Source organism: Streptomyces sp. NPDC048441, from assembly GCF_043200235.1.
In the GTDB taxonomy this organism is placed as follows: Bacteria; Actinomycetota; Actinomycetes; order Streptomycetales; family Streptomycetaceae; genus Streptomyces.
This window is the reverse complement of the sequence record NZ_JBICXM010000016.1, coordinates 162,865-182,862: the sequence shown is the minus strand read 5'-3', so window position 1 is coordinate 182,862 and position 19,998 is coordinate 162,865. Positions and strand designations below refer to the sequence as shown.

18 protein-coding genes and 2 pseudogenes are annotated in these 19,998 nt (G+C 70.7%); 10 read left to right on the top strand and 10 right to left on the bottom strand.

What is annotated here, in order from left to right; genetic code table 11:
• Nucleotides 1–152: 152 nt before the first annotated feature.
• Nucleotides 153–524, bottom strand: coding sequence for a fic family toxin-antitoxin system, toxin component (locus tag ACGFSB_RS32260; RefSeq protein ID WP_393406589.1), 372 nt, complete (start codon nt 522–524; stop codon nt 153–155).
• Between the two features lie 4 nt (nt 525–528).
• A complete protein-coding gene (locus tag ACGFSB_RS32255) occupies nt 529–756 on the bottom strand; it encodes an antitoxin (RefSeq protein ID WP_160509171.1) in 228 nt (75 codons plus the stop codon).
• Nucleotides 757–973: 217 nt separating this feature from the next.
• Between ACGFSB_RS32255 and ACGFSB_RS32250 the strand changes: the two genes are divergently transcribed.
• Genes ACGFSB_RS32250 through ACGFSB_RS32240 form a run of 3 tightly spaced genes read left to right on the top strand, consistent with a single transcriptional unit; the run spans nt 974 to nt 5,337 of the window.
• Nucleotides 974–1,819: an ABC transporter ATP-binding protein gene (locus ACGFSB_RS32250; RefSeq protein WP_393406587.1), complete on the top strand. Its 846-nt coding sequence runs from the start codon at nt 974–976 to the stop codon at nt 1,817–1,819.
• A 14-nt stretch (nt 1,820–1,833) separates the two neighbouring features.
• The gene (locus ACGFSB_RS32245; protein ID WP_393406584.1) at nt 1,834–4,398 is read left to right on the top strand and encodes an ABC transporter permease; all 2,565 of its coding nucleotides are present in this window, start codon (nt 1,834–1,836) and stop codon (nt 4,396–4,398) included.
• A 48-nt stretch (nt 4,399–4,446) separates the two neighbouring features.
• Entirely contained in the window at nt 4,447–5,337 is an 891-nt protein-coding gene (locus ACGFSB_RS32240; RefSeq protein ID WP_393406581.1) for an LLM class F420-dependent oxidoreductase, read from the top strand.
• Between the two features lie 15 nt (nt 5,338–5,352).
• On the opposite strand, the gene ACGFSB_RS32235 is transcribed toward ACGFSB_RS32240, so the two are convergent.
• A complete protein-coding gene (locus tag ACGFSB_RS32235; protein ID WP_393406579.1) occupies nt 5,353–6,930 on the bottom strand; it encodes a PQQ-binding-like beta-propeller repeat protein in 1,578 nt (525 codons plus the stop codon).
• A 171-nt stretch (nt 6,931–7,101) separates the two neighbouring features.
• Here ACGFSB_RS32235 and ACGFSB_RS32230 point away from each other — a divergent pair, with 171 nt between their 5' ends.
• The 4 genes from ACGFSB_RS32230 to ACGFSB_RS32215 all read left to right on the top strand — a co-directional run bounded on the left by ACGFSB_RS32230 (nt 7,102) and on the right by ACGFSB_RS32215 (nt 11,748).
• Nucleotides 7,102–7,527 carry a GNAT family N-acetyltransferase gene (locus ACGFSB_RS32230; RefSeq protein ID WP_393406576.1) on the top strand — a complete coding sequence of 142 codons (426 nt, stop codon included), beginning with the start codon at nt 7,102–7,104 and terminating at the stop codon, nt 7,525–7,527.
• A 204-nt stretch (nt 7,528–7,731) separates the two neighbouring features.
• A complete protein-coding gene (locus ACGFSB_RS32225) occupies nt 7,732–9,063 on the top strand; it encodes a hemolysin family protein (RefSeq protein ID WP_393406574.1) in 1,332 nt (443 codons plus the stop codon).
• Complete coding sequence (locus tag ACGFSB_RS32220; protein ID WP_393406572.1) at nt 9,060–10,073, top strand: hemolysin family protein; 1,014 nt, start codon at nt 9,060–9,062, stop codon at nt 10,071–10,073. Before ACGFSB_RS32225 ends, ACGFSB_RS32220 begins: the two co-directional genes overlap by 4 nt.
• Before the next feature lie 7 nt (nt 10,074–10,080).
• Complete coding sequence (locus ACGFSB_RS32215; protein ID WP_393406570.1) at nt 10,081–11,748, top strand: ABC-F family ATP-binding cassette domain-containing protein; 1,668 nt, start codon at nt 10,081–10,083, stop codon at nt 11,746–11,748.
• A gap of 21 nt (nt 11,749–11,769) precedes the next feature.
• Here ACGFSB_RS32215 and ACGFSB_RS32210 read toward each other — a convergent pair whose 3' ends face one another.
• Together ACGFSB_RS32210 and ACGFSB_RS32205 are read right to left on the bottom strand one after the other, a co-directional pair.
• Nucleotides 11,770–12,018, bottom strand: coding sequence for a holin (locus tag ACGFSB_RS32210; protein ID WP_393406567.1), 249 nt, complete (start codon nt 12,016–12,018; stop codon nt 11,770–11,772).
• 114 nt (nt 12,019–12,132) lie between these two features.
• The gene (locus ACGFSB_RS32205; protein WP_393406564.1) at nt 12,133–12,528 is read right to left on the bottom strand and encodes a cupin domain-containing protein; all 396 of its coding nucleotides are present in this window, start codon (nt 12,526–12,528) and stop codon (nt 12,133–12,135) included.
• Between the two features lie 52 nt (nt 12,529–12,580).
• Here ACGFSB_RS32205 and ACGFSB_RS32200 point away from each other — a divergent pair, with 52 nt between their 5' ends.
• Nucleotides 12,581–13,594: a GlxA family transcriptional regulator gene (locus ACGFSB_RS32200; RefSeq protein WP_393406562.1), complete on the top strand. Its 1,014-nt coding sequence runs from the start codon at nt 12,581–12,583 to the stop codon at nt 13,592–13,594.
• Between the two features lie 8 nt (nt 13,595–13,602).
• Here the strand turns inward: ACGFSB_RS32200 and ACGFSB_RS32195 are convergent, their stop codons facing one another.
• The 5 genes and pseudogenes from ACGFSB_RS32195 to ACGFSB_RS32175 all read right to left on the bottom strand — a co-directional run bounded on the left by ACGFSB_RS32195 (nt 13,603) and on the right by ACGFSB_RS32175 (nt 18,924).
• Nucleotides 13,603–14,781, bottom strand: coding sequence for an acyltransferase family protein (locus tag ACGFSB_RS32195; protein ID WP_393406610.1), 1,179 nt, complete (start codon nt 14,779–14,781; stop codon nt 13,603–13,605).
• 152 nt (nt 14,782–14,933) lie between these two features.
• Nucleotides 14,934–15,958, bottom strand: a pseudogene (locus ACGFSB_RS32190) (hemolysin family protein).
• Nucleotides 15,959–15,986: 28 nt separating this feature from the next.
• Nucleotides 15,987–17,288, bottom strand: a pseudogene (locus tag ACGFSB_RS32185) (hemolysin family protein); the annotation flags it as partial.
• Nucleotides 17,289–17,487: 199 nt separating this feature from the next.
• Nucleotides 17,488–18,420, bottom strand: coding sequence for a M56 family metallopeptidase (locus ACGFSB_RS32180; protein WP_393406560.1), 933 nt, complete (start codon nt 18,418–18,420; stop codon nt 17,488–17,490).
• 6 nt (nt 18,421–18,426) lie between these two features.
• Nucleotides 18,427–18,924 (bottom strand): BlaI/MecI/CopY family transcriptional regulator, encoded by a 498-nt coding sequence (locus ACGFSB_RS32175; protein WP_393406557.1) that lies wholly within the window; start codon nt 18,922–18,924, stop codon nt 18,427–18,429.
• Between the two features lie 306 nt (nt 18,925–19,230).
• On the opposite strand from ACGFSB_RS32175, the gene ACGFSB_RS32170 reads away from it, so the two are divergent.
• Both ACGFSB_RS32170 and ACGFSB_RS32165 read left to right on the top strand, forming a co-directional pair.
• On the top strand, nt 19,231–19,656 hold the full coding sequence (locus ACGFSB_RS32170) for a VOC family protein (protein WP_393406554.1): 426 nt from the start codon (nt 19,231–19,233) through the stop codon (nt 19,654–19,656).
• A 71-nt stretch (nt 19,657–19,727) separates the two neighbouring features.
• Complete coding sequence (locus ACGFSB_RS32165) at nt 19,728–19,988, top strand: hypothetical protein (protein WP_393406552.1); 261 nt, start codon at nt 19,728–19,730, stop codon at nt 19,986–19,988.
• Nucleotides 19,989–19,998: the final 10 nt, after the last annotated feature.

Below are 19,998 nucleotides of genomic sequence, written 5' to 3'. Positions count from 1 at the left end.
CACCCGAGCCAAGATGAAACGCCTGGTCACACTAGGAATCCTCACCGAGACCGAGCCCGGCACCTTCAGCAAGAAGCACTAACCAAGTCCGCAACAGACATCAACTCACGAACCGCCCTCTGAGACCCGGCCGAGCGGTGTCTCCCCCGGACCTACAGGCTCCACTTCCGCAGTTCGTCGGCGATGGCGTGCACGCCCACCCCGTCCTTCTTCACCAGGCGGGCCAGATTGCGCACCTGCTCGGGCGAGGTGACGACCTTCTGGCCGCTGGCGACCAGATAGGCGTAGGCGGCGGACGACGCGAAGAGGGCGTTCGAGCGCTCGAGGGCGGGGATGTGCAGGAGGACCTGGAGCAGGGCGGCGGCACGGTCGTGCGGGCTCTCGTAGACGGGCACGCCGAATATCTCCGCCTCGTGCCGGCTGACGGCGGCCACCAGGGCACCCCAGTCGGTGACCTGCGGGTCTCCGGGCGTCTTGTGTTCGGCCACCATCAAGAGCCAGGCAAGATCGATTCTGAGGTTCAAGGGCTCAACGACGACCCTCGCGCTCGGCACCGAACTCTTCGGCGAAGACGGATTCGTACTGCTTCATGAAGTCGGCCGCGGCCTCGACAAAGGTGTGACCGATTTCGCCGGCGTCCTGTTTGACCAGCTCCTCGATGTAGCGGTTCACGCTCATCCCGCGGGCGAGGGCGCGCTCACGCGCGGCGCGGGCGGTGCCTTCGTCCACCCGTACGTTCAGCTGGGTCTTCGCCATGCTTTCAAGCTAGCGCCGTGGCGCTAGCACCGACAAGAGGGCACGGGAGGGCGCAGGGGCGCACGGAAGGACCGGGCGAGGACCGGGCGAGCACCAGGCCGGTGCCCCTTACATGCGTCTCCGGTTCGCGACCTTGGAGGGATACCGACACCCGCCCCGACCCTCTACTCTCGGCAGGATTAAGGGAGTTGGAACGGCCACGACCCAGGAGGCGGCCTTGTCCACACCTGCTTCGGCACCGGCCACAGGCCTTGCGGAGCCCTCCGAGGTCGCCGCGCGCGCCCGCGCTCTGACCAAGGCGTACGGCTCGGGCGAGACGGCTGTACTCGCCCTCGACGCGGTCGACGTGGACATCGCACGCAACCGTTTCACCGCGGTCATGGGCCCGTCCGGCTCGGGGAAGTCCACGCTCATGCATCTGCTGGCCGGGCTCGACACGGTCTCGGCAGGTCAGGTGTGGCTCGGCGACACCGAGATCACGGGGCTCAAGGAGCGGGAACTGACACAGCTGCGGCGCGACCGCATCGGGTTCATGTTCCAGTCCTTCAACCTCATCCCCACCCTGAACGCCGTCGAGAACATCACGCTGCCGATGGACATCGCGGGCCAGCGCCCGGACCGCGAGTGGCTGGAGTACGTCATCGACGCGCTCGGCCTGCGCGACCGCCTCAAGCACCGGCCCGCCGAGCTCTCCGGCGGCCAGCAGCAGCGCGTGGCCTGCGCGCGGGCGCTCGCGTCGCGCCCCGAGCTGATATTCGCGGACGAACCGACCGGCAACCTCGACTCGCGCGCGGGCCTCGAAGTGCTCGGCTTCCTGCGGGACGCCGTCGACAAGCTGGAGCAGACCGTCGTCATGGTGACCCATGACCCGGGGGCTGCCGCCCACGCCGATCTGGTGCTCTTCCTCGCCGACGGCCGGATCGTCGACGAGATGCCGCGCCCGACGGCGGAATCCGTCCTCGAACGCCTCAAACGATTCGACGTGATCCACGCTCAGCCGCAGGAGAGCCAGGCCGAAGCCGACACCGGTCAGGGCGTCGACAGCAAGCCGGACCAGGGCTGAGGCGGTCCGCGGCCATGCTGAAGGCGACACTCAGGAGCTTCCTCGCGCACAAGGGCAGGCTGCTGCTCTCCGCCCTCGCCGTGATCCTTTCGGTGGCGTTCGTCGCGGGCAGCCTCATCTTCTCGGACACCGTGGCCCGCACCTTCGACCGGCTCTTCGCCTCGACGTCCGCCGATGTGACCGTCGAGCCGAAGGAGAACCTCGACGAGGCGGTGCCGTCGGGGCAGACACCGACCATCCCCGCGAAGCTCGCCGACCGCGTCGGCAAGGTCGAGGGCGTCGAAAAGACCCGTGTCGACGCGGCCGTCGAGAACATCACCGTCGTCGACAGCGAGAACGACTCCGTGGGCCCCACCACCGGGGCCCCCACCATCGCCACCAACTGGCAGGTCACCGACCGCAGTCCCGTCGAACTCACCTCGGGTCACGCCCCGCACGGCAAGGGCCAGGCGCTGCTCGACGCGGACACGGCCGACAAGAAGGACGTGAAGATCGGCGACACCCTCACGGTGCTCGCCGCGCCGGGCTCGTTCAAGGTCGAGATCGTCGGCATCGTCACCTTCACCACCACCAACCCCGGCGCGGCCCTGGTCTTCCTGGACACCCCGACCGCCCAGCGTGAACTCCTGGGCAGCGAGAGCGCGGCGACAGGCATCTCGGTGGACGCCGCATCCGGCGTGAGCGACACCGAGCTCAAGCGCCGTATCGCCACCGAACTCGGTTCCGGCTACGACCTGAAGACCGCCGACGAGCAGGCCGAATCGGCGGCGTCCGACCTCGGCGGTTTCCTGGACGTCATCAAGTACGTGATGCTCGGCTTCGCCGGGATCGCCGTCCTGGTCGGCATCTTCCTGATCGTCAACACCTTCTCGATGCTGATCGCGCAGCGCACCCGCGAACTGGGCCTGCTGCGTGCGCTCGGCGCCGACCGCAGGCAGGTCCGCCGCTCGGTGCTCACCGAGGCGGTCCTGCTCGGCGTGGTCGGCTCGACGGTGGGCCTCGCGGTGGGGATCGGGCTCGCGGCCGGGCTCATCGAGCTGATGGGCCTGCTCGGGATGAATCTGAAGTCCACCGAGATGGTCATCGGGTGGGGAACTCCCGTCGCCTCGTACGTCGTCGGGGTCGGCGTCACGTTCGTGGCGGCGTATCTCCCGGCTCGGCGCGCGGCCCAGGTCTCGCCGATGGCGGCGCTCGCGGATGCCGAGATCGCGGGCGTGGGGCGGCCGTTGAAGGTCCGCGCGGCGGTCGGCTCGGTCGTCGCCGCGGCCGGGGCCGCCGCACTCGTGGGCTGCGCCACCGCGGAGAAGACGTCGTCGGCCGCGTCCCTGCTCGGCCTCGGTCTCGTCCTCACCCTGATCGCCACCGTGATCGCGGGACCGCTCCTGGTGCGCCCGGTGATCCGGGTGCTCGGCGGCGCGTTCCCCGCCGTGTTCGGCTCGGTCGGCCGGATGAGCCAGCGCAACGCCCTGCGCAACCCGCGCCGCACGGGCGCCACGGCCGCCGCGCTGATGGTGGGCCTCGCCCTGGTGAGCGGCATGTCGGTGGCGAGCGCTTCGATGACCAAGTCGTTCGACGAGCAGATCGACAAGACTCTCGGCGCCGACTTCGTCGTACAGAACAGCAACTTCATCCCGTTCTCGCAGGAGGTCACCGGAAAGGTGAAGGACACCGAGGGCGCCGGGCTCGTCGTGCGCCAGCGGTTCGCGCCCGTGAAGGTGTCGATGCCGGACGGCAAGGACGTGGAGACGACCGCGGCGGGCTACGACCCGCGGCTCGACGACGTCGCTCGCGTCACGTACGTGGCAGGCGGCACTCGTCAGGCGCTCGCGCCCGGCAGCATCGCCATGCAGCGGGACTTCGCGAAGGACCACAAGGCACGGATGGGCTCGAAGCTGGCGGTCGAATTCCAGGGCGGGCGCAGGACCGAGCTGACGGTGGGCGCGCTCACCGACCAGCCGGGGGCCGAGGGGTTCGGCGTCGAGGGCGGGCTCTTCTTCGGCATGGAGACGGTCGAGAAGTTCGTGCCGGGCGGCCAGGACTCCGCGCTGTACGTGAACGCGGCGTCGGGCACGGATCCCGACACGCTGCGCGACCGGCTCGAGAAGACGCTCGACCCGTATCCGCAGGTGCAGGTCCGCGACCAGGCCGACTACAAGGATCTCATCCGCCAGCAGATCGCCGTGATGCTCTACCTGGTCTACGCACTGCTCGGCCTGGCGATCATCATCGCCGTGCTCGGCGTGGTCAACACCCTTGCCCTGTCGGTCGTCGAGCGCACCCGGGAGATCGGCCTGCTGCGCGCCATCGGGCTCGCCCGGCGGCAGCTGCGCCGGATGATCCGTCTGGAGTCGGTGGTGATCGCGGTGTTCGGCGCGCTGCTCGGGCTGGCGCTCGGCCTGGTGTGGGGCGTCGCGGCGCAGCAGGTGCTCGCGCTGCAGGGGATGACGGCGTTCGCGATCCCCTGGACGACGGTGATCGCGGTGGTGATCGGCTCGGTGGTCGTCGGCCTCGCTGCGGCGCTGCTTCCCGCGCTGCGTGCATCGCGCATGAATGTGCTGGCGGCCATCGCGCACGAGTGATGGACTGGGGCCACTGTGCCCAACTGTCCATGCGTACGAGGAGAGTTCATGGTTCGCCCGTTCCGTTTCGGCGTCAACATGGTCGCCCCCTCCACCGGCGACGAGTGGCGCAAGAAGTGCCGCCGCGCCGAGGAGCTCGGCTACGACGTCATCCTGGTCGCCGACCATCTCGGCATGCCCGCCCCGTTCCCCGCGCTGGTCGCCGCGGCCGAGGCCACCGAGCGGCCCCGCGTCGGCACGTTCGTCCTGAACGCCGGGTTCTGGAACCCCACACTGCTCGCCCGCGAGGTAGCGACCACGGACGCGCTCACGGGCGGGCGCCTGGAACTCGGCCTCGGCACGGGGTACGTCAAACCGGAGCACGACGCGGCCGGTCTGCCGTGGGGGACGCCCGGCGAGCGGGTGAGCCATCTCCGGCGCACGATCGAGGAGTTGGACAGGCTGCTCGGCTCCGAGGAGCACCAGCCACAGCCCGTGCAGCAGCCCCGCCCGCCGCTCCTGGTCGGCGGCAACGGCGACCGTATGCTGAAGCTGACCGCCGAGCACGCGGACATCGCGGCGTTCACCGGCGCCAAGTCGCCCCCGGGCGACACCAGCGGGAGGCTGATCCACCTCACGCCCGAGGAGCTCGACGAACGGATCGCCGCCTACCGGAGCTTCGCCGCAGACCGCCCCGAACCGGCCGAGCTGAACCTCCTGATCCAGCTGATCCAAGTGACCGACGACCGCCGGGCAGCGATCCGGCCGGTCCTCGAACACATCCCGCATCTCACCGAGGACGAGGCGCTCGGCCTGCCGCTCCTGCTGATCGGCACCGTCCGGCAGATCGCCGGCCAACTGCGCGCCCAGCGGGAGCGGTACGGCTTCTCGTACATCACCGTCCTCGAGCCGTACCTCGAGGCGTTCGGCCCCGTCATGGAGGAGCTGCGCGGCGAGTGAGGTCCTGCCCGCGCCCTACTTGGCGGCGAATCCGTACATCATGATCGTCTTCTTGCCCTTCGTCGACGGCCGGGCGAGCAGTTCGGAGCTGATGAACAACTTGTTGTGGGTGAAACGCAGTTCCTCGCGCAAGGGCGCGAGCGTGCTGGGCCGGGTGCGGGCGTCGAGCAGCAGGGTCTCCTTCTTCAGCGTCCTGCCGTCGAGGGAGACCACCTGCGCATACGGGGCGCTCTTGTAGACGAGCAGGTTCCCGCCGTCCATACGGATCGGGAAGACGGGAGAGCTCCCGGCCGCGTCCACCTTCTGTCCGGTGGTCTTCCCGGTGGCCAGGGAGAAGACCACGATCTCGTTCGTATAGACGTCCCCGCTCGCCTCGGACGCGTCGCGCTGCTTGGTCGGGACGTACAGCCTGCCGTTGCCGACCACGATGCCCCGGCAGTCCTGGATGATGGACTCGGTGCCGCAGTGGTGCAGGTACTTGCCGTCCGGCAGCGCGATCCTCGTGCGCCGGTCGCTGCGCTCGTCGTACGCGAAGACATCCGTGGCGCCCGATCCGGTGACCTCACCGGAGTCGAGGGCGACCACAACCGGCTTGCTGGAGACCACGCTGGGCTTGTTGACACCCTCGGGCAGCTTGGCGCTCCACGTCGACTTCCCTGTGGCCGGATCGAGGATCTCGACCCGGTACCGCTCCGAGCCGAAATCGCCGCAGGAACGCACGGCCACCAACTGCGCGCCGCCCCCGTACCCGATGTCCCTGCACTGCTCCCCCTGCTGCGGCTCCCACAGCACCCTGCCGGTGCGCAGGTCGAACGCCGCGCCGCCGTACAGGCCGCCGACGGCGACCGTGTCACCGCTGATGGTGACCTGGTTGAACGCCGTCTTCTCCTTCTGGGAACCGGTGGTGACCGACTTGGTCCAGAGGTCCTCGCCGCTGTCGACGTCGAACGCGGTGACCTCGGTGCACGGAGCACGGAAGCCCCGGCTGTCCGCCACGGTGGACCCGGTGACCACCACGGCGATGCCGTCCTTGCCCAGGTCCGGGGAGCCCGCGCACGATGCGCCGGGCTTCGGCAGGTCCCACACTCGCTTTCCCGTGGTGGCATCGACGCCGACGATCTTGCTGACCGAGGCCTTCGCGTACACCTTGTCGGTGAGCCAGGACCCCTGGGACGGCCAGGTGTTCTGTCCCTTGGGCAACTCGGGCAACAGGGCCTCGGTTTTGAAGAAGGCCTTGGGGTCCGCCGGGGCCTGCTCCTCGGGTTTCAGGTACTCGACCTTCGTCCCGCCGCCTCCCGGCTTGCCCGCGGTCTTGTCCTTCGAGCCGCCGGCCGATGCGGCGTACCAGACGCCGCCGCCCACGATCAGGGCGATCGCGACAAGGACGGAGACGACGATCGCGGTGCGGCGCCTGGGTCTCTCACCTCCTCCGCCCGGAGGTGGGGTGGGCGCGGATATCGGCGGGTACGGATGCGGCGGGCCGAAGCCACCGGGCGGCGGGGCGACGGGCGGGCCGAAGGCGCCTTGCGGGGGCGGGCCGAAGGCGCCCTGCGGTGGGCCCTGCGGGGACGGCTCGGACTCATGATTGACCATGATCGAGAGTCTGGACCACATACCCCTGTTCCTAGAGCTACTTTCTAGAAAAAGTCTTCAACACGGCTTCTGGCTCGAGGCCGGGCACCAAGGAGCCCCCACTCGGACGGCACGGGCCTCGGCAGCGGAAACCGCTCGCCGGACAGGCAGGCGTACTGCTTACATCTCTCCATGAGCGATCTCCACATCCGCTGCGCGACCCCATCGGACATCGACACCGTGCTGCGGTTCTGGCGCGAATCCGCCAAGGGGACGAGCATCAGCGACGATCACGACGGAGTGGCCCGACTCGTCGCGCGCGACCCCGAAGCTCTGCTCATCGCGGAACGTGACGGCATCCTCGTCGGCACTGCGATAGCGGGCTTCGACGGCTGGCGCTGCCACCTCTACCGCCTCGCCGTGCACCCGGACCACCGGCGCCAGGGCATCGGCTCAGCGCTCCTCGCGGCGGCGGAGGACCGCTTCGTACGCCTTGGAGGGCGCAGGGGCGACGCCATGGTCCTGGACCGCAACGAGTCCGCCCACCACACTTGGCTCGCCGCGGGCTACGCGCGCCAGCCGGAGTGGAGCCGTTGGGTGAAGCATCTCGCCGAGTGAGCGCCAGAGCCGCGGAAGGCCCGCGGCGGGGCCGTGAGCGGCCTCCAGAACGTCCGCAGGAGCAGACTTTGCTGATCCTTTAATATGGACGGACCACTCGAACGTCAACGAAAGGTGTGAGCGTCCGCCCATGGGCGAGCCTCCCAGTACCCGACATCGCGCATTCCCCCGATCCCTGCCCGATCATGGGACGGAGGTGACCCGATGACCGAAGTGCTCCTGCTCCTCGTGGCGGTGCTGCTCTCGCTGCTCTGCGGCGTCTTCGTCGCGGCGGAGTTCTCCCTCACCACGGTCGAGCGCAGCGAACTGGAACGGGCCGTCGAACGCGGCGAGCGCGGCGCCCCCGGCGCCCTCAAGGCCGTCAAGAACCTCACCTTCCAGCTCTCCGGGGCCCAGCTCGGCATCACCGTCACCAACCTGGTCGTCGGTATGCTCTCCGAGTCCTCCATCGCCAAGCTGATCGCGGGGCCGCTGCGCTCGATGGGCATCCCCTCATCGGCGGCATCGTCGGTGGCCCTGGTCATCGGCACGGCCCTTTCGACGATCTTCCTGATGGTCGTCGGTGAGCTGGTCCCCAAGAACTGGGCGATCTCGTCGCCGCTGGCCGTCGCCAAGCGGGTGGCGACGCCGCAGCGCCTGTTCAGCTCCCTGTTCCGCCCCTTCATCGCACATCTGAACAACACGGCGAACCGCTCCGTGCGCCGCTTCGGCATCGAGCCCACCGAGGAGCTCGCCTCCGCGCGCAGCCCCAAAGAGCTGGTGGCGCTCGCCCGGCACTCCGCCAAGGAGGGCGCCCTGGAGGCGGACACCGCCGAGCTGTTCGTCCGCACGCTCAACCTCGCCGACCTCAGCGCGGAGAACGTGATGACGCCGCGCGTCCAGGTCATGGCCCTGGACGTGATGGCCACCTGCGAGGACGTCGCGAACGCCACCCGCGCCACGGGCCTGTCCCGCTTCCCCGTCTACCGCGGCAATCTCGACTCCGTCGTCGGCGTCGCCCACATCAAGGACGTCCTGGCCGTCCCCGCCGAGCGCAGGGCCCGCTTCCCCGTCTCCGAGCTGATGCGCGAGCCGCTCCTGGTTCCGGAGTCGCTGACCGTCGACCGGCTCCTCGACCGGCTCTCCGGCAAGCGCACCATGGCCGTGGTCATCGACGAGTACGGCGGTACGGCCGGCGTCGCGACCCTGGAGGACATCGTCGAGGAGGTCGTCGGCGAGGTCAGGGACGAGCACGACCCGCACGAGACGTCCGACATCGCGGCCGCGGGCACCGACGACGAAGGACGGACGCTGTACTCGGCCGACGGCTCGGCCCGCACCGACCAGCTGGCCCGTGTCGGCCTGCGCGCGCCGGACGGTCCTTACGAGACGCTCGCCGGACTCGTCGCGACCGAGCTGGGCCGCATCCCCGCCGAGGGCGACCAGCTCGAGGTGGGCGGCTGGCGGCTGGACGTCGTGGACGCCCGCGGCCGCCGCGCCGCCCGCGTCCTGCTGCACGCACCCCTGCACGACGACCAACCGGAGGAGGAGCGATGATCGCTGTCCAGCTGCTGATCGGCCTGGCGACCCTCGTCGTCAACGCCTTCTTCGTGGGCGCCGAGTTCGCCCTCATCTCCGTACGAAGGAGCCAGATCGAGCCCCACGCCGACGAGGGCGACCGGCGCGCGAAGAGCGTGCTGTGGGGTCTGAAGCACGTGTCGGCGCTGCTCGCCGCGGCACAGCTCGGCATCACGCTGTGCACCCTGGTGCTCGGCATCGTCGCCGAGCCCGCGATAGCGCATCTCCTTGAACCGCTGTTCGACGCGGTAGGGATGCCGCACGGCCTGATCCACCCGATCTCGTTCATCATCGCGCTCGCCCTCGCGACGTATCTGCACATGCTGCTCGGCGAGATGATCCCCAAGAACATCTCGCTGGCCGAGCCGGTGCGCACGGCGCTGCTGCTCGGACCGCCGCTGGTCGCGATCGCGCGTGCGCTTCGCCCGGTCATCTTCGCGATCAACGCTTTCGCCAACGGCCTGTTGAAGCTGCTCAGGGTCGAGGTGAAGGACGAGGTCGGCGCGACCTTCTCGGACGACGACCTGGCCAGGATGGTCAAGGACTCCAGCGAGGCGGGACTCATCGACGACCGCGCCCAGGAGCGGCTGCACGACGCCCTTGAGCTGGGCCGCCGTCCTGTCAGGGATGTGGTGCTGCCGCTGGAGCGGGTGGTCTACGCGCGGGTGGGCGTGACGCCGGAGCAGTTGGAGCAGCTTTCGGCGGAGTCCGGATTCTCGCGCTTCCCCGTCGTGGACGACGGCCGCCGCATCGTCGGCTATCTGCACGTCAAGGACGCGCTCGACCGGGCGCCGCGCGATCTGCCGTTCCGGGTGCCCGACATGCGCAAGATCGCCCAGGTCCGCGAGGCCACGCCGCTCGACGACGTCCTGACCGCGATGCGCGGCAGCCGTACGCATGTGGCGGCGGTGCTCGGCTCGGACGGCAGGCTGGCCGGGATGGTCACCATGGAGGACGTACTGCAAGAGCTGTTCGGTCAGCCCGTGTGATCGGAATGTGAACCGAAGTCCGGACCGAAGGGGGAAGCGCACTGTGAGTCAGCTCGTCCTGCGCGACGTGTCGTACGGCTATCCCGAGCGGCCGGTGATCGAGCGCGCCTCCCTCTCCGTGCGGCCGGGCGAGAAGGCCGGTGTCATCGGTGAGAACGGCTCGGGCAAGTCGACGCTGCTTCGCCTGATGGCGGGCGAGTTCGCGCCCGCCGACGGTGAGGTGGCCGTCGTCTCGGACGGCGGCATGGGGTATCTCGCGCAGACGCTGCGGCTCCCGCCACACGCCACCGTGCAGGACACGGTCGACGACGCGCTCGCCGAACTGCGGGATCTGGAGCGGCGCATCCGGGAGGCGGAGGCCGCACTCGGCTCGGCAGGGCAGGCCGAACTCGCCGCCTACGGAGATCTCGTCGCCGCTTTCGAGGCGCGCGACGGCTACCGCGCAGACGCGCGCCTCGATGCGGCGCTGCACGGTCTCGGCGTCCCGCAGCTGGCGCGTTCCCGCACGCTCGGATCGCTCTCCGGCGGTGAGGCCGCGCGCCTCGCGCTCGCCTGTGTCCTTGCCCCGCAGCCCGAGCTGCTCCTCCTCGACGAGCCGACGAACCACCTGGACGACCAGGCGCTCGGCTGGCTGGAGGAGCGCCTGCGCGCCCACCGGGGCACGGTCGTCGCCGTCACGCACGACCGGGTCTTCCTCGACCGGGTCGCCGAGGTGATCGTCGAGGCCGACGGCGACCGCAGGGCCGTGGCCCGTTTCGGCGGCGGCTGGCACGGCTATCTGGAGCAGCGCGCCACGGCCCGGCGGCGCTGGGAGGAGCGCTACCGGAAGTGGAGCGATGAGGTGGCGCGCCAGGAGCGGATCGCCGAGGGCGGCGCCGACCGCCTCTCGACGGGCTGGCGGCTGAGCGAGAGCAGCCGCTTCGCGAAACATCAGCGGTCGGTGGAGGGCCAGCTCTCCGGGGTCGTACGCAACGCGCGCGAGCGCCTGCGCAGACTGCGCGCGGAGCCGGTGCCACGGCCTCCCGACCCGTTGCGCTTCACCGCCGGTGAGGGCCTGGCGGGCGGCGACCACCCCTTCGTACGTCCGGCATCGCTGACGGATGTCACGGTGGGCGAGCGCCTCGCGGTCGACCACCTGCTCCTCGAGCCCGGCTCGCGCACCTTGGTGACCGGAGTGAACGGCGCGGGCAAGTCGACGCTGCTCGGCGTCCTTGCCGGGGTGCTCACCCCGGATCGCGGAGAGGTCCAACTCCCGGCCCGTGTCGGGTACTTGCCGCAGGAGATCGAGTACATCGGATCCGAAGCGGGCGAGTCCACGGCACGGCCCCTGCTCGACGCCTTCGCGGCAGGCCTGGGCGGTCTTCCCGAGGACCACGCACAGGCGCTCCTGTCCCTCGGGCTCTTCCGCGAGGAGGACCTGGCCGTGCCGGTGAAGGGGCTCTCGGTGGGGCAGCGCCGCCGCCTGGCGCTCGCGCGCCTGGTGACGCGCCCGGCCGACCTCCTCCTGCTGGACGAGCCGACGAACCACCTCTCCCCCGCCCTGGTCGAGGAGCTCGACGAGGCGCTCGCGGGGTACCGGGGCACGCTGGTCGTGGTGTCGCACGACCGGCGGCTGCGGGAGCGGTTCCGGGGGGAGCGGGTTTCGGTGGAGGCCGGACGGGTGGTGCGGGCCTAGGGCCCTAGCCCGTCAAGGCTTTCAGGGCGCGGTTCGCCTCTTGGGGAGAGTGGGCGTCTCCGTGATGCCGGGCCCGTGTGCCCCGACGTTCGCCGCGCCGATGGCCGTGAGGACCGCGAGCAGCGTCGCCATCCCCGCGGTGGCGAGCGCCGCCTTCCAGTCGACGTCCAGGAGGGTCGTCGCCCCGGCGATCAGGACGGCGAGGAGCGACTGCGCGAAGGTGCGGAGGGCGCGTTCCGCGGTGGCCTTCCAGAATCCGGCGGTCCACATGGCTGGCTCGCTCTCTCGAGGCGGAGGGGTCAACTCCCGGCATACCGCGGTCGCGCGTCGCTGCCCAGCATGTCGCGCCATGGAGATGGCGGTCAGACCTCGGCCTCCGGGGCCCTAGGGGTCAAGACTGTGCCCCGTCGTCACGTCGACATGGTCCGGGATCTCGTCGTGGCGGTCGCCGACCGTCGGGGTGCCGGTGGGCTCGAAGAGGAGGATCGCGGCGCCGGACGGCGCGTACGGCTTGTGTTCGGTGCCGCGCGGGACGGTGAAGACCGAGCCCGTGGGGAGCGTGACCGTACGTTCGCCCGCGGGCTCGCGGAGGGCGATGTGCAGCTCGCCGTCGATGACCAGGAAGAACTCGTCGGTGTCGTCGTGGACGTGCCAGAGGTGTTCGCCCTCGACCTTGGCGACGCGTACGTCGTAGTCGTTGACCCGGCTGACGATGCGGGGGCTCCACAGGGCTTCGAAGGAGGCCAGGGCCTTGGCGAGGGCGATCGGTTCGTTGCTCATGTGTCAACCATCCGGCGTGTCCCCGTACAGCCGTGAGTGGTAGAAATAGCTTATGCCGCAAGAATCCTCGCAGCCGGGTGCCGAGAGGCCCGGGGCACGGCCGCCGGCCGGCCCGCACCGGGTCGTCGTGATCGTCGACGAGAACTCGAACCCCTTCGAACTCGGTTGCGCCACCGAGGTCTTCGGCCTGCGCAGGCCCGAACTCGGCCGCGACCTCTACGACTTCACCCTCTGCTCGCCCGCGCCCCGTACCCTGATGCGGGACGGATTCTTCACGCTCACGGGAGTCGCGGGTCTGGAGGCGGCCGAATCGGCGGACACCTTGATCGTGCCCAACCGGCCGGACGTCGAGGTCCCCCGCCGCCCGGCCGTCCTGGACGCGGTGCGCCGGGCGAGGGCCCGAGGCGCACGTCTGGTCGGCTTCTGCAGCGGCGCCTTCACCCTCGCCGAGGCCGGGATGCTCGACGGACGCCGGGCGACCGCGCACTGGCAGTGGGCGGACGACTTCCGGGCTCGCTTCCCCGGCGTCACGCTCGAACCTGACGTGCTCTTCGTCGACGACGGCGACATCCTCACCGCCGCGGGCAGCGCCGCCGCGCTCGATCTCGGACTGCATCTGGTCCGCCGCGACCACGGCGCCGAGGTGGCCAACTCGGTGAGCCGTCGCCTCGTCTTCGCCGCTCACCGGGACGGCGGCCAGCGGCAGTTCGTGGAGCGGCCCGTCCCCGATGTGCCGGACGAATCCCTGGCCCCGGTCCTCGCCTGGGCCCAGGAGCGCCTCGATTCACCCCTCTCCGTACCCGACATCGCGGCGCGCGCGGCACTGAGCCCGGCGACCCTGCACCGCCGCTTCCAGGCCGAGCTCGGCACCACGCCCCTGGCCTGGCTCACCGGTGAACGCGTCGCTCTGGCCTGCCGGTTGATCGAGAGAGGGGTGTCGGGACTCGACGTCGTCGCCCGGCGCAGCGGCCTCGGCAGCACCGCCAATCTGCGCGCCCTGCTGCGCCGCGAGACGGGGCTCAGCCCTTCGGCGTACCGGCGCCGGTTCGGGCCCGCGCCGGACTGAGGCGACCGTCAGCGACGGTGCGCGCCCCGGCCGCGGGCGACCGCCTTCGCGTCCTTCTTGAACGCCCACTCCATCTCGGGTTCCATCGCGAACCGGAAGAGCCGCTGCACCGGTGGCGTACACAGCACGGTGATGAGGGCCGCCGCGCCGAGGGTGACCGTGATCTCGCCGAGCGGCGTGTGCAGCCAGTCGAGGTCGTACCAGTCCCAGAAGCGGGAGCCCTTGGCGACGAAGCCGTGCAGGAGGTAGCCGTAGAGCGTGCCCGCGCCCAGTGCGGTGAACCAGAGCCTGCGGCCGGGGATCCAGGCGAAGAAACACGCGACGAGGACCATCGAGCAGCCGAACATCCCGAGCGTCATCACGGCCCCGGACCAGCCGGGCGCGGCCAACTCCTGTGCGCTGTCCCGGCGGTAGAACCAGGCCGCGTTCATGCGCGGCGCCGCCCAGTACGCGAACAGCAGAGCCACCGCGAAGACGGGCAGTGCGAGGAGTCTGGCCTCCCGGCGGCGCACGATCTGGAAGTGCTCGGGCTTCAGGCACAGGCCGAGCACGAAGAACGGCAGGAATTGCAGCACCCGTTGCAGGTCCAGGTCGTCGCCGATGTCCGGCGAGACCGAGGCGAGCACGGCGATGGCGAGCGCGAGCGGAATCGGCCAGCGGACCAGCTTCCACAGCGGGGTGGTGAGCCGCCAGACGAAGAGCGCGACCAGGAACCAGGTGAGGTACCAGGGGTCGAGCAGGCTGATCGGCTGCGTCGGATCGTCGTCCGCGTAGCGCTTGAAGAAGGTGTACGCGACTTCGAAGATGACGTACGGCACCGCGACGCCCGTCACCAGGCGCTTGAGGCGCCCCGGGCTCGCGTCGAAACTGCGCGAGAAGTAGCCGGAGATGACGATGAACGCCGGCATGTGGAAGCTGTAGACGGTGATGTAGAGCGCGGCCGCGGCCCGGCTGTCGCCCCGCAGCGGCTCCCACGCGTGGCCCATCGCGACCAACACGATCGCCAGGTACTTGGCGTTGTCGAAGTACGAATCCCGCCGCTTGACCAGCGGCTTCGGCAGCACGGTGGGGGCCGGAGCCGCCGCGGCCGGCGCACTGCGCGCGGCGGGCAGCGGCACCCGCAGCGTCCCGGCCTGATGCGTCCCGGCCTGATGCGCACCGGCTTGATGCGCACCGGCTTGGTTCATCGAACGGACAGGCTCACTCACGGGACCTCCCGGAGGAACCCGGGCCCGCGGCCCCGTTTCTTACACCGTATGCGGGTGCTACACCTGTGTAGAACATCACCGGCACCCTAGCCACCGGAGCCCCCGCGCGTACAGTCGCGCCACCCTGTGAATCAGCTGAGGACCCCCGGAGAAGGGCCGACCAGCTCGGACAGGACGTCCTCCATGGTGACGAACCCGAGCACCGTGCCGCCCGCGCCGATGACGGCGGCCAGGTGGCTGCCCGCCGCCCGCAGCGCGGTGAGGGTGTCGTCGAGCGGGGTGTCGATGTGCACCCGCGTGACCGCGTGCAGGGCGCCGCGCGGGAAGGGCCTGTCGCGATCGCCGACGCCCAGGGTGTCCTTGATGTGCAGGTAGCCGAGGAGGGTGCCGTCCGGTCCTGTCACCGGGAAGCGGGAGAAGCCCGCGGCCGCGGCCACTTGTTCCAGGTGCGCCGGGGTGACCGTGTGTTCAACGGTGCGCATCTTGGCCGCCGGTACGAGGATCTCGCCGACCGGCCGGGTGCCGAGCTCCAGGGCGTCGCGCAGCCGCTCGCCGTCCGCCGCGGAAAGGAGCCCGGCCGCGCTGGAATCGACGACCATGCGGGCGAGCTGGTCGTCCGTGTAGACGGAGTCGACCTCGTCCTTCGGTTCCACCTTGAGCAGCTTCAGGAGGGTGTTGGCGAAGGCGTTGATGCCGAAGACGACCGGCTTGAGGGCCCGGGTGAGGGCCACCAGGGGCGGGCCGAGCAGCAGGCGGTCCTGGCGGGCGCGGCGAGCGCGATGTTCTTGGGGACCATCTCGCCGATCAGCATGTGCAGATACGTCGCCACCGTCAGGGCGATGACGAACGCGATCGGGTGCACCAGCGCGTGCGGGATGTGGACCGCCTCGAAGCCGGGCTCGAGGAGATGCGCGATGGCGGGTTCCGCGACCGCGCCGAGCACCAACGAGGAGACGGTGATGCCCAGTTGGGCGGTGGCCAGCATCGCGGAGATGTGCTGGAGCGCCCACAGCGTGCTGCGGGCGCGCTTGTCGCCCGCCTGCGCGCGAGGTTCGATCTGGCTGCGGCGTACGGAGATCAGGGCGAACTCCGCCCCGACGAAGAAGGCGTTGGTGAGCAGGGTCAGGGCGCCGATGGCGAGTTGCAGGGTGGTCATCGCGCCTCCTCCATGGCCTGGCGGGCAGCAGCGCCGGTTCGGTGATGCGGACGCGGTCGGCGCGGTGGTGCTCGACAGCGAGGACGGAAAGCCGCCAGCCGTCGAGGTCGAGGGCGTCGCCCTCGGCCGGGATGCGGGACAGGCGGGTGGCGATCAGCCCTGCCACCGTTTCGTACGGCCCTTCGGGAGCGGTCAGCCCTATCGCGGCGAGCTGGTCGATGCGGACGCCGCCGTCGGCCTCCCACACGGTGCGGCCGTCCGGTCCCGCCTGTGCGGGCAGCAGGTCGGGAATCTCGACGGGGTCGTGCTCGTCGCGGACCTCGCCGACGACCTCCTCGACGATGTCCTCCACCGTCGCCACACCGGCCGTGCCGCCGTACTCGTCGATGACGACGGCCATCGTGCGGGTCTCCCGCATCCGCTCCAGAAGCCGGTCGGCGGGCAGGCTGTCGGGCACGAGCAGGGGCTCGGTGGCCAGGTCGGTGACGGGGGTGAGCTGCCGCTTGCCGGGGGCCAGGGCGAGCACGTCGCGGATGTGCACGGTGCCGATCACCTCGTCCAGGCTGTCGCGGAAGACGGGGAAGCGGGACAGGCCCGTGGCATGTGTGAGGTTCGCCGCGTCGGCGGCCGTGGCGTGCGCCTCCAGGGCGCGTACGTCCACGCGCGGGGTCATCACGTTCTCCGCCGTCAGGTCGCTCAAGTGCAGGGTGCGGACGAACAGTTCGGCTGAGTCCGCCTCCAGAGCACCCTCGGCGGCCGAGCGCCTGGCGAGGGCGACCAGCTCCTCGGGGGTGCGCGCGGAGGCCAGCTCCTCGGCGGGTTCGAGGCCGAAGCGGCGTACGACGTGGTTCGCGGTGTTGTTCAGATGCCGGATGAAAGGGCCGAAGGCGGCGGTGAATCCGCGCTGCGGTGCCGCCACCACCTTGGCGACGGCCAGCGGCCGGGAGATCGCCCAGTTCTTCGGCACCAGCTCGCCGACGACCATCAGGACCACAGTGGAGACGATCACTCCGAGGATGCTCGCCACCGCGGACGCGGCCCCACCGAGCCCGGCGCTTTCGAGCGGCCCGCGCAGGAGGGCCGCGAGCGAGGGCTCTGCGAGCATACCGATCACCAGCGAGGTGACGGTGATGCCGAGCTGGGCGCCGGACAGCTGGAGAGTGAGCCGCCGGACCGCCTTCAGGGCCCCGTCGGCACCCCGCTCCCCCGCCTCGGCGGCACGCTCCAGGTCACCGCGCTCGACGGTGGTCAGGGAGAACTCGGCCGCGACGAAGAGCGCGCAGGCGAGCGTGAGGAGCAGGGCGAGCAGCAGAAGCAGGATCTCGGTCACCGTGCCACCCCCGTTCCCTCACGCTCGGACAGCGGGCGGGACATGGCACGGTTCGTACTGGGAGGCTCACCCATTGCGGGTCCGTGGCTCCTTCTCGTACTCGTACGTGGTGTCGTACGAGGGCGGTGGCATGGAAGCTGTGTTGCTTCTACAGCCACTGTAAAGGAAGGGCAAAGCGAATCCGCTAGAGCGGGGTCGCCTAGAGCGGGGCCGCCGCGTGCAGGATGAGGACCATCGTCACGGCGGAGTTCGCGGACGACATGGCAGAAGCGGCGGCGCCCGCGGCGGCCGCCCAGGCCGCGAGCCCCACCGCCGTGAACAGGGACGGCCAGCTGCGCGCCGCGGGCGCCGGGCCGAGCAGGGCCGCGACCCGACGCGGCACGGGCCCCGGCGCGGCGAGTCCGGCGAAGGTCGGGACGGGGGCGCCACGGGAGTGGAGGGCCGCCTTGCCAATCGCGCGGGCGACGGTCCTGCGGTCGCCGACAGCGTGGGCGGCGTCCTCGTCGGCCCACCGCTCCGTCGTGTAGGACACGGCCGTACGCAGCGGGCGCAGGAACGGATTGGCGCGGGCGGCCAGCTGCACGGCAAGGAGACAGCGGTGGTGCCGGGTCGCGAGGTGGGCGCGCTCATGGGCGAACAGGGCACGGCGCTCGGCGGCTTCGAGGCAGTCGAGCAGGGCGGTGGTGACCACGACCCGGTCGCGGGCGCCGCCGGGCAGCGCGTACGCGTAGGGCACGTCGTCGGGCAGGACCGCGACCGCCGTGCCGGGCAGACCGGCGAGGGCGCGGTGGGCGCGGCGGCGGACCTGGCGGTGCCGCCACAGCGTCCTGCCGCACGCCGCGGCCACGGCGAGCAGTCCGGGAATGGCGAGGCGCCCGGCGACCTCGTCGAACGGCACGGCAGCCCGCACCTCCGGGTCCGACCATCCGTCCGGCAGCGGGTTGCCCGGCAGCTGAGCCGTGCCGACGACCATCAGGAGGCCCAGACACAGGGTGCTGCACAGCGCCATGACCACAGCGACCGCCGTGAGCAGCCGGGTGGCGGTCCGTGGGTGCAGACGCTGCTCGGCGAGCCGGGCCACCGGCCAGGCCGTCAGCGGAAGCACAAGCGGCAGAAGGACGAACATCCCCATGACGCGTCAGACGTCCCTCTCCGTCTCGGCTCCTGTTTCGGCTCCTGTTTCGGCTCCTGTTTCGGCTCCTGTTTCGGCTCCTGTTTCGGCTCCTGTTTCGGCTTCCGTCGTGGCTCCTGTCCCGGCTCCCGTCTCGGCCTGCCGCAGAAGCTCACGCAGCAGCCGTTCGTCGCCCGGTGGCAGCGCGGTGAGGAAGCTGGCGAGGACCGCCTCCCGGTCGCTCTCGCCGTCGAGCACCTTGCGCATCTTGCGCGCCGCGAGTCCCGCCTCGTCGGACGACGGGGTCCACGCGAAGGAGCGGCCCGTACGTTCTCGGGTCACCGCGCCCTTGTCGAGGAGTCGGGTCAGGATCGTCACGACGGTCGTGTAGGCGAGGTCCGCGCCGAGCCGCTCCTGCACCCAGCCCGCGGTCGCGGGTCCCTCCGCCTCGCGCAGCGCGGAAAACACCTGCGCCTCGAGCTCGCCCTGCCCGCGCCGCCGGGCACGCCGCCGTTGATCCGCCACGCCCGTCTCCCTTCCACTGCCTCTTCGTCCTGGACGAGGCTAACGCCCGCCCGCAAGTGATGGCGGTCCCGCAGGGGCGACGCAGGTCCATGATCATGAGAATCCCGTTGCCCCGCCCGGCGGCCCGACGTTAAGGTCCCTCACATGACTGCCGGGTCGGCCTTGGGCCACATACGAGTAAGGCGCCCGGCCTCGGCGTGAGCGCGAGGCGGGCACGAGCCCCGCCACCTCTCTTCCTGGCTTACCCACAAGCACCCCGCGCGGCGCACCGCCAGTGCATCCCAAGACCCGGAAGAGACGCCACACATGCCGCACACCCAGCACACGTACGACCCCAATGCGCCTGTCACCACTGTCCAGTTGAACCACACCGCCGTCCTCGCCAAGGACCGGCGTCTTTCGGCGGAGTTCCTCGCCGCGATCCTGGGCCTGGAGGTCGGTGCCCCGTTCGGGCCCTTCCTGCCCGTCGACCTCGGCAACGGCGTGACGCTCGACTACTACGAGATGAGCGCCGAACCGGTCCAGTCGCAGCACTACGCGTTCCTGGTGCCCGACACGCAGTTCGACGCCATGATCGCCCGCCTGGAGACGGTGGGAGTCACCTACTACGCCGACCCCAACCACACCGAACCCGGCCGGATCAACCGCCTGTTCGGCGGACGCGGCGCGTACTTCGCCGACCCGGACGGCCACAACCTGGAGATCCTGACCCGGCCCTACGTCCGGCCGTAGCCGCTTCGAGCAGGGCCGCCCGCTCGCCGGTGGACATGCGCGGCGCGTGACTCCTGTCTAGCGTCACCTGCATGAACACAGTCCCGCAGCGTTTCGAGATCCTGCTGGTGCCCGAGTTCTCGGGGAACGGCGAGAGTACGACCGATGCCCGCGGCGCCCTGCGCTCGGCCGTCGTGGTGGCCACCGGTGAGACCGGGTCCTCCGGGTTTCCCCGGTACACGGGGGACGGGATGGAGGCCGACATCGATCCCGCGACCCGCACCGTCGAGGCACTCCTGATCGACGGGGCCGAGCTGGACTACGGCCTCTCGGTACGGGTCGCGGACCTGTAGCGGAGTCGGG

Excerpts from the sequence above, each read along its gene's own strand:
- ACGFSB_RS32245 (WP_393406584.1), top strand. The coding sequence starts at position 1,834 with ATGCTGAAGGCGACACTCAGGAGCTTCCTCGCGCACAAGGGCAGGCTG.
- ACGFSB_RS32180 (WP_393406560.1), bottom strand. The coding sequence starts at position 18,420 with ATGGGGATGTTCGTCCTTCTGCCGCTTGTGCTTCCGCTGACGGCCTGG.
- ACGFSB_RS32170 (WP_393406554.1), top strand. The coding sequence starts at position 19,231 with ATGCCGCACACCCAGCACACGTACGACCCCAATGCGCCTGTCACCACT.
- ACGFSB_RS32225 (WP_393406574.1), top strand. The coding sequence starts at position 7,732 with ATGACCGAAGTGCTCCTGCTCCTCGTGGCGGTGCTGCTCTCGCTGCTC.
- ACGFSB_RS32195 (WP_393406610.1), bottom strand. The coding sequence starts at position 14,781 with ATGAACCAAGCCGGTGCGCATCAAGCCGGTGCGCATCAGGCCGGGACG.
- ACGFSB_RS32255 (WP_160509171.1), bottom strand. The coding sequence starts at position 756 with ATGGCGAAGACCCAGCTGAACGTACGGGTGGACGAAGGCACCGCCCGC.
- ACGFSB_RS32220 (WP_393406572.1), top strand. The coding sequence starts at position 9,060 with ATGATCGCTGTCCAGCTGCTGATCGGCCTGGCGACCCTCGTCGTCAAC.
- ACGFSB_RS32210 (WP_393406567.1), bottom strand. The coding sequence starts at position 12,018 with ATGTGGACCGCCGGATTCTGGAAGGCCACCGCGGAACGCGCCCTCCGC.
- ACGFSB_RS32165 (WP_393406552.1), top strand. The coding sequence starts at position 19,728 with ATGAACACAGTCCCGCAGCGTTTCGAGATCCTGCTGGTGCCCGAGTTC.
- ACGFSB_RS32235 (WP_393406579.1), bottom strand. The coding sequence starts at position 6,930 with ATGGTCAATCATGAGTCCGAGCCGTCCCCGCAGGGCCCACCGCAGGGC.
- ACGFSB_RS32240 (WP_393406581.1), top strand. The coding sequence starts at position 4,447 with ATGGTTCGCCCGTTCCGTTTCGGCGTCAACATGGTCGCCCCCTCCACC.
- ACGFSB_RS32230 (WP_393406576.1), top strand. The coding sequence starts at position 7,102 with ATGAGCGATCTCCACATCCGCTGCGCGACCCCATCGGACATCGACACC.
- ACGFSB_RS32205 (WP_393406564.1), bottom strand. The coding sequence starts at position 12,528 with ATGAGCAACGAACCGATCGCCCTCGCCAAGGCCCTGGCCTCCTTCGAA.
- ACGFSB_RS32200 (WP_393406562.1), top strand. The coding sequence starts at position 12,581 with ATGCCGCAAGAATCCTCGCAGCCGGGTGCCGAGAGGCCCGGGGCACGG.